Source organism: Sphingopyxis sp. BE259, assembly GCF_031457495.1.
Taxonomy (GTDB): Bacteria; Pseudomonadota; Alphaproteobacteria; order Sphingomonadales; family Sphingomonadaceae; genus Sphingopyxis.
Genome location: NZ_JAVDWM010000001.1, coordinates 1,081,686 through 1,100,514, shown reverse-complemented (window position 1 = coordinate 1,100,514; position 18,829 = coordinate 1,081,686). Strand labels below are relative to the sequence as shown.

Annotated in this window: 14 protein-coding genes; 13 read left to right on the top strand and 1 reads right to left on the bottom strand. The window is 60.6% G+C overall.

Annotated features, from left to right (window positions below; translation table 11 throughout):
* The first annotated feature begins 5 nt into the window (after positions 1-5).
* Both J2X44_RS05305 and J2X44_RS05300 read left to right on the top strand, forming a co-directional pair.
* Positions 6-218, top strand: coding sequence for a hypothetical protein (locus tag J2X44_RS05305; protein WP_310088407.1), 213 nt, complete (start codon positions 6-8; stop codon positions 216-218).
* 94 nt (positions 219-312) lie between these two features.
* A complete protein-coding gene (locus tag J2X44_RS05300) occupies positions 313-4,674 on the top strand; it encodes an RHS repeat-associated core domain-containing protein (RefSeq protein WP_310088405.1) in 4,362 nt (1,453 codons plus the stop codon).
* A gap of 346 nt (positions 4,675-5,020) precedes the next feature.
* Here the strand turns inward: J2X44_RS05300 and J2X44_RS05295 are convergent, their stop codons facing one another.
* Positions 5,021-5,398 (bottom strand): TrbC/VirB2 family protein, encoded by a 378-nt coding sequence (locus tag J2X44_RS05295; RefSeq protein ID WP_310088401.1) that lies wholly within the window; start codon positions 5,396-5,398, stop codon positions 5,021-5,023.
* A 195-nt stretch (positions 5,399-5,593) separates the two neighbouring features.
* Between J2X44_RS05295 and J2X44_RS05290 the strand changes: the two genes are divergently transcribed.
* The 11 genes from J2X44_RS05290 (at position 5,594) to J2X44_RS05240 (ending at position 18,798) form a co-directional block, all read left to right on the top strand.
* The gene (locus J2X44_RS05290; RefSeq protein WP_405053390.1) at positions 5,594-5,896 is read left to right on the top strand and encodes a TrbC/VirB2 family protein; all 303 of its coding nucleotides are present in this window, start codon (positions 5,594-5,596) and stop codon (positions 5,894-5,896) included.
* A 3-nt stretch (positions 5,897-5,899) separates the two neighbouring features.
* On the top strand, positions 5,900-6,184 hold the full coding sequence (locus J2X44_RS05285; protein WP_310088397.1) for a type IV secretion system protein VirB3: 285 nt from the start codon (positions 5,900-5,902) through the stop codon (positions 6,182-6,184).
* Entirely contained in the window at positions 6,163-8,532 is a 2,370-nt protein-coding gene (locus J2X44_RS05280; RefSeq protein ID WP_310088396.1) for a VirB4 family type IV secretion/conjugal transfer ATPase, read from the top strand. The genes J2X44_RS05285 and J2X44_RS05280 overlap by 22 nt, the downstream gene beginning before the upstream one ends.
* 2 nt (positions 8,533-8,534) lie before the next feature.
* Complete coding sequence (locus J2X44_RS05275; protein WP_310089311.1) at positions 8,535-9,752, top strand: type IV secretion system protein; 1,218 nt, start codon at positions 8,535-8,537, stop codon at positions 9,750-9,752.
* Positions 9,749-10,531, top strand: coding sequence for a type IV secretion system protein (locus tag J2X44_RS05270; protein ID WP_310088393.1), 783 nt, complete (start codon positions 9,749-9,751; stop codon positions 10,529-10,531). Before J2X44_RS05275 ends, J2X44_RS05270 begins: the two co-directional genes overlap by 4 nt.
* Before the next feature lie 29 nt (positions 10,532-10,560).
* Complete coding sequence (locus J2X44_RS05265) at positions 10,561-11,229, top strand: TrbG/VirB9 family P-type conjugative transfer protein (RefSeq protein WP_310088392.1); 669 nt, start codon at positions 10,561-10,563, stop codon at positions 11,227-11,229.
* Between the two features lie 95 nt (positions 11,230-11,324).
* On the top strand, positions 11,325-12,326 hold the full coding sequence (locus J2X44_RS05260; RefSeq protein ID WP_310249213.1) for a TrbI/VirB10 family protein: 1,002 nt from the start codon (positions 11,325-11,327) through the stop codon (positions 12,324-12,326).
* Positions 12,323-13,312: a P-type DNA transfer ATPase VirB11 gene (gene virB11 / locus J2X44_RS05255; RefSeq protein ID WP_310088390.1), complete on the top strand. Its 990-nt coding sequence runs from the start codon at positions 12,323-12,325 to the stop codon at positions 13,310-13,312. Before J2X44_RS05260 ends, virB11 begins: the two co-directional genes overlap by 4 nt.
* Positions 13,313-13,585: 273 nt before the next feature.
* Positions 13,586-13,810 carry a hypothetical protein gene (locus J2X44_RS05250; protein ID WP_310088389.1) on the top strand — a complete coding sequence of 75 codons (225 nt, stop codon included), beginning with the start codon at positions 13,586-13,588 and terminating at the stop codon, positions 13,808-13,810.
* Positions 13,811-13,930: 120 nt separating this feature from the next.
* Positions 13,931-18,214: an RHS repeat-associated core domain-containing protein gene (locus J2X44_RS05245; RefSeq protein ID WP_310249210.1), complete on the top strand. Its 4,284-nt coding sequence runs from the start codon at positions 13,931-13,933 to the stop codon at positions 18,212-18,214.
* Positions 18,208-18,798 (top strand): hypothetical protein, encoded by a 591-nt coding sequence (locus J2X44_RS05240; protein ID WP_310088387.1) that lies wholly within the window; start codon positions 18,208-18,210, stop codon positions 18,796-18,798. Before J2X44_RS05245 ends, J2X44_RS05240 begins: the two co-directional genes overlap by 7 nt.
* The last annotated feature ends 31 nt before the right edge of the window (positions 18,799-18,829 follow it).

Genomic DNA, 18,829 nt, shown 5'->3' with positions numbered 1-18,829 from the left:
TGGGAATGGCGGCACTGTTGGCAATATCCGGTCTGGCGAACGCGACGCCCGTCGCTGCCGCGGAAACTGTTACTTACACCTATGATGCCAAAGGCCGCCTGATGAAGGTCGTGCGCACCGGCAGCGTGAACAACAATGTCACGGTCGATTACGAACACGACAAGGCTGATAACCGCACTCGGCTGAAGACCACAAACTCTCCAAACCCTCCACCCTGAAGCATTTGGGTGCCGAACCGCAGTTCCCTGTTGATGCCGGGATCGCGAAGGCGGCCATCAAATTCTATTGAAACTAAATAGGTGAGTGAGGGCGATGTTCAGGTTTTACCTCTTACTTTTGGCGCTGATCCTCGGCGGAGCTTCTACGCGGGCAGTCGCTCAAGACTATTCCGTGGGCAGGCTTCCGGTCATCAATCCGCAGCCAGATCTTAACGGCGTCGACATTGCATCCGGTCAGCTATCAGTCGAGCTGCCCTTCGGCTTCAATGCGCCGGGCGCTGGTAACCTGAACAGTAAAGCCGTGTTCAACGGCCGCATGCTCACCAATTCGCTTAACGTCTATCTCGAGGACCAGACGCTCACACGGCCTGACATTGGCGACCCGAGTAGCCGTCAGATTCGTATTCATATGGGCGGGATTGACCGGCTGTTTGTTTGCAACGGCTTCGGCGTCTGCACCCAGATTGCCAAGATCGATGGCTCAACGCTCACTCGAACGGCGGAAAAAGCATATAGTTTTCGCGACCGAGACGGAACGCAAGTCTCGTTTTTCGCGATGCTAGGCCAGGATATCTGGCCGCAACCCTGTACGGATGTTGAGACCGGTTGCAACGCGGCAGGATATTTTGGTTATTCCTGGGCAAGCGAAATCAGATTCGCCAATGGCGAAACTCTCACCTATTCGAACTTTCCGACAACGGACGGCTCTAACTATATCAATACGGTCACAAGCAACCTCGGATATACGTATGAAGCTCTTAATTCGTGCGGTAGCGGATGCTCTATCAGCACAAGCTATCCCGGCCTATATTGGCTAATGCACCGCGGAACCCCGCTCTCGGCCACCTATCGCCTTAAAAAATCTGGCTCACTTATCTCCTCCTTCGGAATTAACCGCAATCTCGTTCCGGTGAACACACTGCCGCGTGCAGGAACGATTGCTTCCGAGGACAATGTAACCATTTCTGATCATACAGGCCGCAGCTCGTCGATAAAGCTGCAGGCAAAATGGTATGGCGCGTGCGGATCGGTACTGAGCACGGACGGATCGGGTATTGGCGATTGGGGCATGGGATCGACCACGGCGCAGATTGACGGGACTAATTTCGTCCCGATCCGGATCCTGAGTCCGGCTGGACGAGAAACCAACATTAGCTATCTGAACTTTTTGCAGTTTAGCCAAGGGTTCAACGTGGTTCCCGTAACCTCTGTCACCCGAGGAACTTCAACTTGGTCATATAATTACACGATCAATAGCTGGATCAGCAACGATGTCTCGCTAACCGCCACCGACCCTTCGGGGAGACAACGTTCAAGCCGTGCGGTCGGCTATGAAATTCCTTGGGAAACTCAGTGGGGCAACAGCTATTGGTGCAATGTTCACACAACCGGATCGGATGTCGTGCAGGCAAAAGACGGGCTGAACAACACGACGAACTTTAGCTATCAATGGCAGGGCACAGTGGGTTCGGCGACAATGCCGGAGAGCAATGCCTATTCTTATCAGTATGACACGCGCGGAAATCTGACTGAGATTACCGTTGCTGCCAAGCCGGGTTCGGGCCTTGCGAATCTGACTGTCTATCAGGCGAGCTATGACGCGGGCTGTGCCAACCCCGTCAAATGCAACAAACCCAACTGGACCAAGGACGCGAAAGGCGCCCAGACCGACTATGTTTATGATGCCGTCCACGGGGGCGCTCTCAGCATCACTCTGCCGGCGGACTCGAATGGAATTCGTCCGCAGCGGCGTTTCACCTACGAAACAGTGAGCACCTCGGCGGGGGCTCTTTATCGTCTTTTGCAAACTTCCGAATGCCTGACATCGGGCTCTTGCGCGGGAACCGCGGACGAACTGAAAACGAGTCTGACTTATTGGGGGTTGACGTTTCTCAAAGCGACAGAGACGCTCCAGCCAGGAAACGGGGGCACTGCGCTCACGACCAGCTTTGCCTATGACGATGCGGGCCGACTGATTCAGAAAACCCTCCCATTGGGTGGATCGACTTGGTATTTCTATGACGCGGTTGGTCGCGAAGTTGGCGTAATCGGCACTGATCCCGACGGCAGTGGGCTGCTGCCGCAGATCGCAAAACGGACGTCGTATAACGCTGACGATCAGATCACCAAGGTTGAAGAAGGCACCTCGACTGGTTCGACGGTCGGCGCACTTGCGGCAATGACAGTCACTAAAACGGTCGATTATATCTACGATGCGACCGGGCTGAAAACGCAAGAGCGCGTCTCTGCGGCCGGGGTGATCGAGGCGTTGGCACAATATAGCTACGATTCCGCCGACCGGCTCGAATGCACGGCGCAGCGCATGAATCCATCCATCTATGCAAGCTTACCGGGGAGCGCTTGCGCGCTGGGCGTAGCGGGTGGCTTCGGACCGGACCGGATTACTCGCTTTATCTATGATCTCGCTGGGCAGCTCGCGACGATCCAGAAGGCCTATGCAACGGCGCTGCAGGAGGATTATGCGACTTATAGTTACAGCCCCAACGGTGAGCGGACGAGCCTGACCGATGCGCGCGGCTATAAGGCGTCGATGACCTATGACGGGCACGACCGGCAGGTGAAGTGGAACTTCCCGTCGCCGACGACGCCGGGCGTGGTGTCGACGGTCGACTACGAAGAATATGGCTATGACGCCAATGGCAACCGCACGAGCCTGCGAAAGCGCGACGGCAGTACGATCACCTATCAATATGACGCGCTGAACCGAAATACGGTCAAAGTGGTGCCCGAGCGATCGGGGCTGGCCGCGACCCACACGCGCGACGTCTATTATGGTTATGACCTGAGAGGACTGCAAACCTACGCCCGGTTCGATAGCCCGGCCGGTGAAGGCCTGACGACTATCTACGATGGGTTCGGGCGGGTGACATCGTCGGCGCTGACAATGGACGGCGTGACCCGGCCGTTTCTTTATGCTTGGGACAAGAATGGGAATCGCACCCAGGTCGCACTTCCAGCGCCCGCCGTATTTACCGCGGTGTATGATGGTATGGACCGCGAGGCAGAGCTCGGGGAAATCAGCAGCCCCGCCACGCCATTAAGGGTCATGTCCTACAATGCGCGCGGCCTTGTCGCCGCCGAAAGCATGTTCACTGCGCCGCTGACGCAATATGGCTATGATCCGGTTGGCCGGCTCAATACATTGTCACATAATCCTGCAGGGACGGCGCAGGATGTATCGTTCAGCTATAGCTCTACACCGGCTTCGCAGATGGCGCAGCAGGCACGCGACAATGATGCTTACGCGTGGACGGCGCACTTCAACGTCGATCGCAACTATACGACGAACGGCCTCAACCAGTATACAGCGGCCGGCGCGGCGTCGTTCACCTATGATGCCAACGGCAATCTGACGTCGGACGGCTCGACAAACTTCGTTTACGATGTGGAAAACCGGCTGGTGAGCGCGAGCGGCGCGCGCAATGCGGCGCTTCGCTACGATCCGCTGGGCAGGCTCTACGAAATAGTCGGCGGCGGCAACACGACCCGCTTCGCCTATGATGGAGACGAACTGGCGGTCGAATATGACGGGTCGGGAACGGTACTTCGCTTTTACGCGCACGGTCGCAGCATTGATGATCCGGTCATCTGGTACGAACCGGGGCCTTGGCCGAACAACTTCCGCCGCCTGCTGCGCGATCATCAGGGCAGCGTTATCGGGATCGTCAACGGCTACGGTGACCCGATGGCGATCAACAGCTATGATGAGTATGGCATTCCGAAGTCAGGCAACCTCGGCCGGTTCCAGTACACCGGCCAGGCGTGGCTGCCCGAGATCGGCATGTATTATTACAAGGCCCGCATCTATTCGCCTACGCTCGGGCGGTTCCTTCAGACCGATCCGATCGGGTATGACGATCAGGTCAACCTCTATGCTTACGTTGGAAATGATCCGGTCAATAAGACTGATCCAACGGGAATGCAGGAGAGCGAGGGCCTATTTATCGGAATGCGGTGGGCCCGGACAGAAGAAAATGGAGGCCCTACGGTAGAGGAACAAGCTAAAACAGAGGGCGTTCAGGCGATGGCAGTCGCCGCCGCCGCCGCTACAATTCTAATCGCGCGGGAAAAAGCTGGTCCCCTTCTGGGAACATTTGGGCGCGCACTCGGTATCGGCAATGCCGCAACGAAGGTGGCAGGCTTTGCTTCAGGCGCGTTACGAAATTCGCATTTTGCCAAGCATTCGGGGGAATTCGGCTTCAAGACAGCCCAAGCCTATGAGCGAGCGGCAGGTAATTTTCTAAGCGGCAAAGCCGGTAGGGGCGTTCTCGAAGGAACGCGCAAGAGCGGCGACATCGTCCGTTTTAACCCGAAAACGAACGAATTTGGAGTACTGTCCAAGGGTGGTAATGTTCGAACATACTTCAAACCTGATACGGCCGAGCACGGATTGAAAACCAACTTGGAATATTTTAAGAGAGAGATTGCCAGATGAGCGAACAATACATTTGCCCTGTTTGCAATTTTCCAAATTTGGAAGAGCCACCCTACATTAATGATGAAGCAACTTTCGTTATTTGCCCTTCCTGTGGAACTGAATTCGGCTATAGCGACGTATCGACAACCTTACGGCAACTTCGTGAAAGATGGATCAGCGCCGGTTGCCCTTGGTGGGGCGGCGGACAAGAAAAGCCAAAGGATTGGAATCCTACGTGCGATCGACCGAGAGGCGACTAAGATGTCGGCTCTGTGTTTCCATTGAACGGCCGGGCTAATTAACCGGATCACGTTTGCGCAATGGGGCACTAGACAGCATGCCGGACGCAGCACGCCGCTGCATTTTACCGTGGCGTCGGCACAGAGGCCCCGGCGTAGGGATCGTATGCTGCAGGCGGCGAGGTTGGCGATTGCAGCTGGCTCGATAACTGGCCAGCATCTGAAGCCATTGGTCGGCGCTGCGGTAGATTCTCGCCCGCCAACCCGGTTAGCGCAGCTGCGATACCGCTGGCGCCGAATAATATGAAACACCCCAGCACGACGGTAATCCCCCGTCGCAATTCCAATCTGCCCGACAGCATAAGCATGCCAATCGTAGCGACCGCGACGACGGCAACAATCGTCGCGGTGCTGCCCAGAGCGGCACCTTGAATCCACGCAACGCCCTCGGTGACCGGGCTATCCGTGGGTGGATCGGTGAGCGAAAGTGTCGGCAAGGACATACAAACTCCAGTGCATCCCATCCAGCGCCCTCAAGCCCCTCGCGGCAATCGAAAATGCCACCATTTTGGCACCAATTGTTGCCGGCTTTGGTCGATTCCGACTGGAAGGCGCATTTGGTCAAGACTAGCCTCGCGCTTGAAATCAAAAAGGTTCTTTGCGAGAAGCGGGTCAACTACGTGAAGCTCAAACACAGAATTGCCGGATATTCGGCAGCCATGCTCGGCCTCCTCCACGCCGCGACCGCGCAAGCCCAGGACATTGCCGATCCGGCCGGTTCGGGCGTGCTGGTATCGGCGTTGCGCTGGCTCGAAGGCACCCTCCTCGGCACCATTGCCACCGTCGTCGCGGTCATCGCGGTCGCGATGGTCGGCTTCATGATGCTGACCGGACGGATCAACTGGCGTTACGGTGCAACGGTGATCGTCGGCTGCTTCATCCTGTTCGGTGCCGCGAGCATCGTCGCGGGCATCCAGTCCACCGCCAGCCTCGGTCGCTGACCGGTGAACGGGGTCGAGCGCGATGTGATGTTCGTCGCGCTGACGCGGCCGCAGATGTTCGCGGGGGTGACCTACAGCTTTTTCGTAGCCAACGCGGTGCTCGCCACCGAATTGTTCCTGATCTTTCGCACCGTTTGGGCGCTGGTGATCGCGCTGGTCGTCCATCTGGCGGGGGTGCTGCTGTGCCTGCGCGAGCCGCGTTTCTTTGATCTGTGGCTCGCCAGGGTCGGTCGCTGCCCGCGCGTGCGCAATTTTTCGATCTGGCGATGCAACTCCTACCGGCCTTAGCATCCTCGCCCAAGATCGTTGCCAGGGAGGCGCCTGCGGGGCGCCACCTGCCTTACGGCCATCATGTCGACGATCACACGATCGCGACCCGCGACGGCTTGCTGATGCAGGTCATCGCGCTGCGCGGCATGTTGTTCGAGACCGCCGACACCGACGAAATCAATTATCGCAAGCGACTGCGCGATGCGATGCTGCAATCGATCGGCTCGTCGCGCTTTGCCATTTATCATCATATCGTCCGCCGCCGCATCGAGGCCGGGCTTGACGGGACGTATAGCGATCCTTTCTCGGCCAAGCTCGATGCAGCGTGGCAGGGGCGGCTCGACCGGCGTCAGCTGTTCGTCAACGATCTCTACCTCACGCTGATCCGTCGCCCGTTGCAAGGCCGGGTTGGCATGCTCGACAGCCTGCGCGAGAAGCTGAGCGGCGCGCGTTCGGCGGCGGACACCGAAACGCACGATCTTCGCCAGCTCGACACCGCGCGCGAGGCGTTGATGGCCGCGCTCGGCAGCTATGCGCCTTCGCTGCTTTCGGTCTATGACGGACCGGTCGGGCCTTGCTCCGAGCCGCTCGAATTCCTGTCGACGCTCTACAATGGCGAGAGCCGCCCGGTGCTGCTGCCGACGCAGGACATCGGCGCCTATCTGCCCGATCGGCGGATCAGTTTTGGGCAGGAGGCGATCGAACTTGGACCGTCGGGTCATTCGGATCGCAGCTTTCTGGGCCTCGTGTCGATCAAGGATTATCCGGGCCAGACCAGCCCGGGCATGTTCGACGAACTGCTGCGGCTGCCGTTCGAGCTCATAATCTCGCAATCTTTCGGCTTCGTCGAGCGCCAGTCGGCGCTCGAGCGAATGAACCTGACGCTGCGGCGGATGCGCTCAGCCGAGGACGAGGCGCTGAGCCTGCGCGCCGAACTGGCGAGCGCCAAGGACGAGGTCGCCGCCGGACGTTCGGGGTTTGGCGAGCATCATATGACGATCGGCATCCGCGGCGCTTCGCCCGCCGAGGTCGACGGGGGGGTCGCCGAAGTCCAGGCGGCACTCGCCGATCTTGGCATCATCGCGGTGCGTGAGGAAATTGCGCTCGAACCTGCCTTCTGGGCGCAGTTCCCGGGAAACTTCAAATATATCGCGCGGCGCGGTCTTGTCTCGACGGGCAATTTCGCGGGACTCGCCAGCGGGCATAATTTTGCGCTCGGCCAGCCGCATGGCAATCATTGGGGTGATGCCGTCACCCTGTTCGAGACGACTGCGGCCGGCCCCTATTTCTTCAACTTCCACGAGGGCGATCTCGGCAATTTCACGATCATCGGCCCCTCGGGATCGGGAAAGACGGTGGCGCTCAATTTCCTGCTCGCGCAGGCGCGCAAGTTCGATCCGCGGATCGTTTTCTTCGACAAGGATCGCGGCGGCGAGCTGTTCATCCGCGCGATCGGCGGGCGTTATGACGTGCTGCGCCCCGGCGCGCCGTCGGGGCTTAACCCGCTTCAGCTGGAGGACAATGCCGCCAACCGCCAGTTCCTGATCGACTGGCTCGCGTTGCTCGCGGGCGGCGCTAGCGTCGAGGAGCTGGCGCAGATCAAGGATGCGATCGACGCGAACTATGCGCAACCGCCGCATCATCGCCGGCTGCGCCATATCGTCGAGCTATTCCGCGGCGGGCACCGCCCGCACGCCGACGACATGTGGGCGCGCCTCAGGCCATGGTGGGGCGATGGCGAACGCGCCTGGCTGTTCGACAATGAAGAAGACGCGACCGATTTGTCAGTCCGCTCGGTCGGCTTCGACATGACGCAGATATTGGACGACCCGGCGGTGCGCACCCCGGCGATGATGTATTTTTTCCACCGGGTCGAGGAACGGCTCGACGGCAGTCCGGCGATCATCGTCGTCGACGAGGGCTGGAAGGCGCTCGACGACGACGTGTTCGTGCGCCGGATCAAGGATTGGGAAAAGACGATCCGCAAGCGCAATGGCATCGTCGGTTTTGCGACGCAAAGTGCGCAGGATGCGCTTGAAAGCCGGATTGCCAGCGCGATCATCGAGCAGGCCGCGACGCAGATCTTCATGGCGAACCCGAAAGCGCGCGCCGAAGATTATGTCAGAGGGTTCGGTCTGACTAGCCACGAATATGAGCTCGTGCGGTCACTGCCCGACAGCGCGCATTGTTTCCTCGTCAAGCATGGCAATGAAAGCGTTGTCGCGCGCCTTAACCTCAGCGGCGAGCACGAGCTGCTGACGATCCTGTCGGGGCGCGAGCGCACGGTGCGTATTCTCGACGAGTTGCGCGCCGAACATGGCGACGCGCCCGAGGCTTGGTACGACCCATTGATGGAGCGCGCGTGATCATGGCGGTCTGCGACTCGATCCCGGCCCCGGAGAGCTTCGCGCCGAGCGCGCTTCGTTTCCTAGACTGCCAGGCGCAGGTCATCGGTGCGCAGGGCTATGGCGCGCTGGCGACGCCGGGATCGACCGCGTCGATCCTGCTGACCGGAATGATCACGCTGCTGATCGCGTTTCTCGGCTACCGGATGCTGCTCGGCCATACGCCGACGATCCGCGAAGGCGTGCTGACCTTCGTCAAGATCGGGCTGGTGCTCTTGCTGGCGACAAGTTGGCCAGCCTATCAGATCCTCGTTTATGACATCATCCTTCGCGCGCCCGCCGAGCTGGCCGCGACGATTGGCGGCGCCGCGAGCTTGCCGGGTAGCGGCGGCGGACTGGTCCAGCGGATCGATGGTATCGATCAGGCGCTCACGATCCTCGCGATCGAAGGTGTCGGCCCGGCACCGCTCGGCGCCGATGGGCTGCCCACCATGCCGGCCGTTCCCCCCGCGCCATTCATCGGGTTCGACAACTTCGCGCTCGGCTTTGCCCGCGTGATCTTCCTCGTCTCGACGATTGCATCTTTTGCGGTGGTGCGGATCGTTGCCGGTCTGCTGCTGGCTCTGGCGCCGCTGTTCGCCGCCTTCCTCTTGTTCGATGGGACGCGCGGCCTGTTCGCGGGCTGGCTCAAGGCGCTGCTTGGCTCCGCGCTCGGCAGTCTCGCCATCGCGATCACACTCGGTGTCGCGCTCGCTTTCCTTGAGCCATGGCTCGCCGGCTTGCTAGCCCGGCGCGGCGGCGGTCTCGACATCATCGGCGCGCCCGCGCAGCTGCTCGCCGCGACGACGATCTTCGCAATCGCGCTGGCCGCCGCGATGTTCATAGTCGGGCGCGTGGCACTCAGCCTGCACATCCCGGCGTGGATGCGGGCGGGATCCACCCGCGAAACTGAGGGTAGCGCCCCACGTGTTGAAACGGTGCAGCAGCTTGTCGCATCCCACACACCGATTGAGAGCCGCTCGCGTGCCGCGGCGATCGCCGATGCGGTCGCGATCAATCAGCGCCGCGAAACCGTCGCCGCCGAGACGAGCGGCGGGTCGCGCGCGGCGCATATCGCGCGCAGCGCCGGGCGGCAGGACGGCATTGAGCACTATAGCGCCGCGTCCGCCGCGGCCTCGTCCGGGCGCCGCACCCGCCAACGCATATCGACACGCGCACTTGCCAGGGATCGGCGCTCATGAACAAACCCAGCCGTGAAGTCCTCGATGCCTATTACGCCGAAGCCGGGAGCTGGGCGCACGACCGCGACGACGCCCTGCGGTCGTCGCGGCGTACCGCGTGGTGGGTGGCCGGGGCGGCCTCGGTGATCGCGGTTTGTGAAGCGCTGGCGCTGCTGTTCCTGACCCCGCTCAAGACCGTCGAGCCCTATACGTTACTAGTCGATCGCCAGACCGGCTTCGTGCAGCCGCTCAAACCCCTCGAGCCGCAGTCGATCTCGCGCGAGCGCGCGCTTACCCAGTCCTTCCTCGTCCAATATGTCATTGCCCGCGAGGGCTTCGACATTAATTCGGTGCAGAGCGACTATCAGAAGGTCTCGCTCTGGTCTGACGGCGCTGCGCGCAACAGCTACCTGTCCGAGGTGCAGGTCTCCAATCCGGACAGCCCGCTGGTGCGACTGCCGCGCTCGTCGCTGATCGGCGTGCAGGTCAAAAGCGTCACTCCGATGAGCGATGACACCGCGATGGTGCGCTTTGACACACAGCGGCGCGATGCTGGCGGGCAGGCAGCGCCAGGCCAGCCGTGGGTCGCGATCGTCCGCTATGGTTATAGCGGCGAGCCCATGTCGGTAGCGGACCGGATGATCAACCCGCTGGGGTTCAAGGTGACGAGCTATCGCAAGAGCGCCGAGGCGCTCGCCGCGCCAGCCCCGGCGACCGCCGTTGTCGTCGGAACGCCCACCACCGCACGTACCACCCAGCCGGCACAGAGCGCGGGCCAACCGATCCCGAGCCGCCCATGATCGCTCGCTTTGCGCTTGCCCTTCTCCCCTTGCTGCTGGGACCCAGCGCCGTCGGGCAGGTACGCCCGCAGCCGGGGCAGGGCGACGCGCGTATGCAGACCGTCGATTATCGCCGCGACCAGGTGGTCGAGGTCGAAGCCGCGCCAGGCTATCAGGTGATGATCGCGCTGGCGCCCGATGAGCAGATCCAGAATGTCGCGGTCGGCGACAGCGGCGCGTGGCAGGTGGTCGCAAGCCAGAGCGGCAACATGCTGTTCGTGCGGCCGACCGCCGGCGGGATCAGCACCAATATGACGGTGATCACGAGCGCGCGCTTCTATGCCTTCGATCTCGTGCCCGCGAACGGCACGCCGCCTTACGAGATACGCTTTCGCTATCCTCCCGAGCCGGGAGCCGATGCCGGAGCCATGGCGAGTGACGCTGCCGCGGCGGTGGGCATGTACCGGATGGGCGGCAGCCGTGCGCTGTGGCCGGTCCGCGTGCATGATGACGGGATCAAGACGTATATCGATTGGCCGGCAGATGTCGCACTTCCCGCGGTGTTCGTCATCGACGACTACGGCCGCGAGCGGCTGGCCAACGGCAATATGCGCGGCGGCCTCTATGTGATCGACAGCGTGCATGAAATGCTGCTGTTTCGTATCGATCGCAAGACGGCGCGCGCAAAGCGCTATCTGCCCAAGGCCGATGCTTCGTGAGTACGCCGGACGCCACTCCCGCCGTTCCCGAACAAACCGCGGAGCGCGGCCTAGTGCCACAGGTCGCCCGTCCGCGGGCTGGACTTTCAGGTGTGGTGATCGGGATCGGGGCGGTCATCGCCGCTGCACTGCTCTTCTCGGTTCTCGATGCGCGGCGCCGGGCCTTGTCGGCGCCTGCGGTGCGTCCCGCTCCGTCCGAGCTCGTCGGGGCGTCGCACGCGCCGCCACCGCTCTATATCCCGCCCGTACCGCGGGCCATGACGGAGCTGCTGCTCGCCCCTCCGCCGAGCCCCGTTGTCGCATCGCGCGAGCTGCAGCCGCGTCCTGCCCCGGCGCCGTCGCCCCCATCCTATTCGCAGCCGCCGCCGATCTCTTATGCGCCCCCGCCGCTCGAGGCGGTCCCGGCGCCGCGCACCAGCGGCGGCGCCATCCTGATCGTCGACTCGCAAGCGCGGCCTGCCGCCGATGGAGCAGCGCCGCCAGCGGCGAGCGGACAGTCAGCAGCGCCGCTCGGTGCCACCGCGCGCAGCCGCGCGGGATCGATTGCCAATCGTGCGACCACGGTGCCGCAGGGCACGCTGATCCCCGCCGTTCTCGAAACCGCCATGAACTCGACCGGCGCGGGCTTCGCGCGCGCGCTCGTCCAGCGCGACGTCCACGGCTTCGACGGCACCCGCGTACTCATCCCGCGCGGCAGTCGTCTCATCGGCGAATATGCGTCCGACACCAGTCCCGGCCAAAAACGCGCGTTCGTGACCTGGACCCGGCTGATCCGTCCCGACGGGGTGACGATCGCGCTCCAGTCGCCCGCGACCGATCCGGTCGGCGTCGGCGGGGTGCGCGCGAGGGTCAACAGTCATTTCTTTGAGCGCTTTGCGGGGTCGATCCTGCAGACGGCGATGCTCATCGGCGGCAACCTCGCGGCCCGCTCGGTGGGGGATTCGGTGGTGATCGCCTTGCCGGGATCCTTGCCCGGCGCCGGTTCGACGACGCAGGCGACCCAGATCCCGCCGACGCTCAGCGTCCGGCAGGGAACGAGCATCAGTGTCTTCGTTGCGCGCGATCTCGACTTCACCGGGGTTGAGGCAGTGCGATGACGGCCGCGGTCGCCGAGCGGGTCTATCTTGGCAGTTATTTAGCGCCGCTGTCGTTCGCGCTGGACCGCGCCGATGTCACCGACATCTATATCAACCGGCCAAGCGAGCTTTGGATCGAAACGCTCGGCGGCGCGATCGAACGTCACGATGTTCCCACACTCGATGCCGCGTTGCTGGCCAGACTGGCGCGGCAGGTGGCGGCGCTCAGCCATCAGGGGATCAGCCGCGAGCATCCCTTGCTGTCGGCGAGCCTGCCCGATGGTTCGCGCATCCAGGTTGTTGCACCGCCCGCGACGCGCGGCGATCTGGTGATCGCGATCCGCAAGCATGTGTCGGCCGATCTGACGCTCGACGATTATGTTGCAGCCGATGCGTTCCGCGCGGTTCGCAAGGCGGGGCAAGGGCAAACCGCAGTGGTCGAGCGGGTGCGCGAACTGGTGAACAGCGGCGATGTCGCCGCCGCGTTGCGCGCGGCGGTGCGCGGGCGTCTCAATGTGCTGATCTCGGGTGGCACATCGTCGGGCAAGACGACCTTCCTCAATGCGTTGATCCGTGAAATACCGCCTGAGGAGCGGCTGGTCCTGATCGAGGATACGCCCGAAATCCGGCTGGCGCATGTCAACGCGGTCGGCTTGATCGCCGCGCGTAGCGCGCTGGGCGAAGCAGCCGTTACCGCCAACGACCTGGTATCGGCATCGCTCCGCATGCGCCCCGATCGCATCATTCTCGGCGAGCTGCGCGGTCCGGAAGCCTTCGCCTTCCTGCGCGCGATCAACACCGGACATCCGGGGTCGATGACCACCATCCACGCGGACAGCGTCGAGCGCGCGTTCGAGCAGCTGGCGTTGCTGGTGCTGGAGGGCGGCTCGACGCTCCAGCGCGCCGATATATTGTCCTACGTGCGGACGACGATCGATGTCGTGCTCCAGCTCAGCCGCGATGCTACCGGGCGGCATATGTCGGGGATATCGGTCGGGGGGCGTTGACGTCGTTGAACAGATGCGTCTTGGTGAGGCGCGAGGACGCCGGCACCTGTCGAGACCGCATATTCCGATCAATCTGGAAACAATCACCGCCACTTTGGCTGCAATTGGTGCCGGAATGCGACGGTTAAAGCAATACCGCCATTTTGGATATGATTTCTGGCACTTAGTAGCTCGTTCAAGTTGACGGTATATACAGCGAGGCATAGCTTCTTATTCAAGCAACGTCAGTTTGCAGGGTCTCGATTCGTCAACTGTCTCCACCGGGGAGTGATTATGAATCGCGCCTGCTTGCTACTAGTCTTGTTGCCTTCGTTTGCGATCGCAACGCCCGCCGCGGCTGCGGAAACCATCACCTACAGTTACGATGCCAAAGGCCGACTGGTGAAGGTCGTCCGCACGGGAAGCGTGAACAACAATGTCACGATCGACTATGAGCATGACAAGGCCGACAATCGCTCCCGGCTGAAGGTCACAAATTCCCCGAATCCCCCGCCCTGATCACAGGGGCGCCTTGGCGCCGATCCTTTGGGCTAAATCGGGGGGATTTTTATGCTGGTTTTGAATGGTTCGGTTGTTCGCGGGATGTGGGCGGCGTTGCTCGTCCTTCTTGGCGCTATGATGATGGCCTCCTCCGCATCTGCGCAAGTCGCGAACGAGCCGACGCCCTATCGCAATATCGACGAGTTTGGTGTCGATGTATCGACGGGTACATTCAACTTCTCGATGATGGACGTCGCAGGCGGCTCCGGCTCGACTGGCCTTTCCTATGCACGGACCTGGACGTGGGCCGGCTGGAAGGACAATTACAGCGGTCAGCTTAAACAGGATGGAACCCTGATTACGGTGGTCCGCGGCGGGATATCGGAGAGCTTCAACCTGGTTGGCGGCACATGGGTGCCCAAAAAAGCCAATGGCGCCACGATGGTACAAAGCACCGAAGGAAGCGGATCGCTCCGCACCGCCGTTTACACCTATACAGCGGCGGATGGAACCGTGACTTTCTATAGGGCGGTCGGCATGCAGGCCGTCGCACCCGATGATAGTTGGCCCCGCCGGATTAGCATCGTGGGCCTGCGAGGAGAGTGCAAGATCACCTCTTACATCATGCGCACGCCTCCGGGTAACGAGCAATGTGCCGTGCCGGTATCGATTACCGAGCCGGGGAAGGAAAAAATCGACCTGAGTTGGAACGAGGGGTCGGTGGACTGTTCTTTATATGACAATGGGCCTTCCGATCAGGGCTGGCAATGTGATGTCGCATATTCGCTGGCGACGGTCAGCGACCAGTCCGGTTACAGGCTCGATGTCGGGAGCGGCGTGGTGTCGCTGGTCAACACCGCCGTGGAATATTGCTTCCCTGGAAGCTGCACGGGCAATTGGCCGAATGCGACCTACACCACGCCGGTGAGCGGCACGCAGCAGGTCGTTGACAGCAATGGCGGCACCTGGACGTTCACCTTCGATGCCAGCTACCGGATGACGTCGATCAGGAAACCGACCGATAGCACGGCCTCGACGACGATTACCTATTACACCAGCAACAAGGTCGCCTCCGTGACAAAGGACGGCGTGACCAAGAGCTACACTTGGTCGACGAGCGGCGGTAACGACGTGCTGGCCGTGACCGGCGGCCCAACGGGCAGCGGCACCTTCACCACCAACCCGTCGCAGGGCCAGCCGGGAACGATCGTCAACGCCGCCAGCAACACGACCACGAACACCTATGACGCGAACGGCCGACTGACGCGGACGACCGAGCCTGAGGGCAATTACGTCAACAATATCTATGACGGCCGCGGCAATATCACCGAGACGCGGCTGGTCGCCAAATCGGGGAGTGGTCTCGCCGACATCGTGACGACCGCGAATTATGATGCGACGTGCAGCAGCGCGGTCAAATGCAACCAGCCCAATTATGTGCTCGATCCGCTCGGCAATCGCACCGACTATACCTATGACACGACGCATGGGCAGGTGACGCGCATCCAGCTTCCGTCACCCGACGGCGATGCGGCGGGCACGGAGACGGGTACGCGACCCGAGATCAACTACAGCTACACCGCGCTCTACGCGCAATATAAAAACTACGCCGGTACGCTCGTGAACTATCCGACGCCGACATATAAGCCGACCACGATCACGAGCTGCGCGACCGCTGCGACGTGCGCCGGGACGGCGAACGAAACCAAGGTCACCATCGAATATAATACCCCGAACCTTCAGCCGACGAAGGTGACGGCGGCCTCGGGCAATGGCGCGATCAGTTCGGCGGTCGCTTATGGCTATGATGCGCGCGGGAACCTTACGACCATGGATGGTCCCCTCGCGGGAGGCGACGATACGACGACCTATGTCTATGACGACAAGGACCGCCGCCGCGGTGTCATCGGCGCCGATCCCGACGGCGCGGGCGCCCGACCTCGCGCTGCCGAACGATATTCGTTCGACGCGCTGAGCCGGGTCATCAAGGGCGAAAGCGGCACGGTCACCGCCGCGACGGCGGTTGCGCTTGACGCAATGACCGTCTTTCAGACGCTCGACACGACCTATGACGCGGCCGGCAACAAGACGAAGGACGTTCTCTCGGGGACGTCGGGCGCGGTGAGCGTCGTCCAGTATAGCTATGACAGCAAGAACCGTCTCGAATGTACGGCGCTCCGCATGAACCCGGCGACCTGGACCTCGCTTCCTTCCAGTGCCTGCACCGCCGCCACAACCTCGACCACCCACGGTCCAGACCGGATCAGCCGCAATATCTATGACAGCCTCGGCCGCGTGACGAAGGTCGAAAGCGCGGTTGGCACGGCGGTCGCCGCCGACGAGTTGCGCACGGCCTATACCGCCAACGGCCGCGTCAACTATGTGATCGACGCCGAAACCAACCGCACCACTTATGTCTACGACGGGTTCGACCGGCTGTCGCAGACGCAATATCCGGTGACGACGAAGGGCGCGAACAGCAGCAATACGAGCGATTATGAAGGGCTGACCTATGACGCCCGCAGCAGCGTGACGCAGCGCCGACTGCGTGACAGCACGGCCATCGCTTACAGCTACGACGACCTGGGCCGGCTGACCGGCAAAGACCTGCCGGCCGGCGAGACCGACACCAGCTACGGCTATGATCTGATGAGCCGCGCGACGGGGGTCACGCAGGGGAGCCACAGCCTGAGCTTTGTGCAGGATGCGCTTGGCCGCATGACGAGCCAGACCGGTCCGCAGGGCACGATCGGCTACACCTATGATGCAGCGAGCCGGCGGCTGACGATGAGCTATCCGGGCGGGGTGCTGACGATCAACTATGACTATGACACCGCCGGCAATGTCACGAAGATCCGCGAGAATGGCGCGACGAGCGGCGTCGGTGTGCTCGCCGACTACGCCTACGACAATCTCGGTCGCCGTTCGAGCGTGACGTTCGGCAATGGCAGCGCGCAGAGCTTTGGTTATGACGCGAGCCAGCGGCTCCAGACGCTGACCAACAATCTTGGCGGGTCGGCGACGACGCACGATCTGACGCAGACGTTCGCCTACAATCCCGCGGGGCAGATCGCGAGCGTGGCTCGCAGCAACGATGCTTATGCCTGGCAGGCGCATTACAATATTGACCGGGCCTATATTGCCGACGGGCTGAACCGGATCATGAACGTCGGGTCGACCGCGTTCGGCTACGACGGTCGCGGCAATCTGACGAGCGACGGGACGAACAGCTTTACCTACACCGCGGAGAACCTGCTCAAGACGGGACCGGGCGGTGCGACGCTGGCCTACGACCCGTTGGGGCGCCTGTACGAGACGGTAAAATCGCCGACGACGACGCGGTTCGAATATGACGGCGTCGACCTGATCGGCGAATATAACGGCGGCAACGCGGTGCAGCGCCGCTATGTCCACGGCCCCGGCATCGACAACCCGATCGCGTGGTACGAAGGGAGCGCGATCGACAGCACGACCCGCCGGTTCCTGATGGCCGACGAGCGCGGCAGCGTGGTGAGCATCACCGACTCAGCGGGGGCGACGGTGCATATCAACGCCTACGACGAATATGGCATACCTGCACCGGGCAACGTCGGGCGGTTCGGCTACACCGGCCAGACCTGGCTTCCCGAGCTTGGCATGTGGTATTACAAGGCGCGGATATACTCACCGACGCTGGGGCGGTTCATGCAGACGGATCCAATTGGATATGCGGACGGGATGAACTGGCACAATTATGTTGGTAGCGATCCGGTCAATTTTACGGATCCAATGGGTCTTAGAGAATATTGCTGGGTTGAAATCCAAGGCATGGTAAGCGTTGGCGACGATGGCGGGTCTGGAGGATATAGACTCGAACGTTGCGTCAATTTTTCAGAAGCAAGTGATCCGGAACGTCCTTCAAACGGAAGCGAAGGCGGTGGATCAGGAGGTAGCGAAATTGTAGTTACCGCAGAAAAAGACTGTGTGGGTGAGCCATATAATTCGTTTTTTAGAGACAATGTTGGCCTAGCTGCAAAGGGGGCTGGAAAACTTGGTCTTAATCCAATGTTTCCTTTGGGCCTCGCGGCTTATGAATCAGGATTTGGCACAAGTAGAATGGCGCGCTCGCAGAACAACCCTTTCGGAGCAACGCCGGGCGGTGACCGATCCAGCGGAGTAACGTATAGTTCCACAGATGCAGCCTGGTCTCGATGGTATCAAGAATGGGGATCCCGCGTCAGCGACGTGGGTGACAGCGCTGGCGCCTTTGTCCTGAGATTAGCGAGCGATAATCAAAGTGGAAAATACCCTTTCGATAAAAGAGGCCCCTATAATACGCAGAACGCTAGTACGGGGGGTAATCCTAATTGGTCAATAGATGTCCTGAACGTAATCACCGGAACCTCTCGTAGATTCGCAAAATGGAATAAATCAGGATGTTAATTTACAAATGGACCAAAATTATTTCCGTTCTGACTGCCGTGTTATTGGCCTCCGCTTGCAAAGAAAGATCGTTCCCTACGGCAAACTCGTCATTATTAACTGTAGATAATTACGAATATACTTTAGAAACGCCTAAAGACTGGCAGTTCTGCGCCGCCCGATCAGGCGGAAACCTGCACGGCTATGTTTTTTACGCCCCCTCTACTCCGAAGGGTTGCCCAAAAAGGGCAGAGCAAATTACCAGGTTTATAAGTATTTATGCTGATTTTAATGCGCTTAACCAAAATGGACAGGATTTACGGTCCGCTATATGTAAAGAATCAAATTCAAGCACCGAAAATTTTGTTAATGAAATTATTGCGCCTCAACAAAAAATTTATTCATTGTGCCGAAAAAACGACAAAGATACTATTGAGATTAAAAAAATTATCGGAATATCCAGAAAAGATAAAAAGGTATTTGACATAGAACCTCAATCCATACCTGATATTTACATTCTGGCTACACTATACACGACAAAGAATAAATTTCATGACGATAGCAAAAATTTCTTCAAAGTTACAGGAACCATAAAATACAATTGAATATTGAAATAAATATGAACGATCAATATAG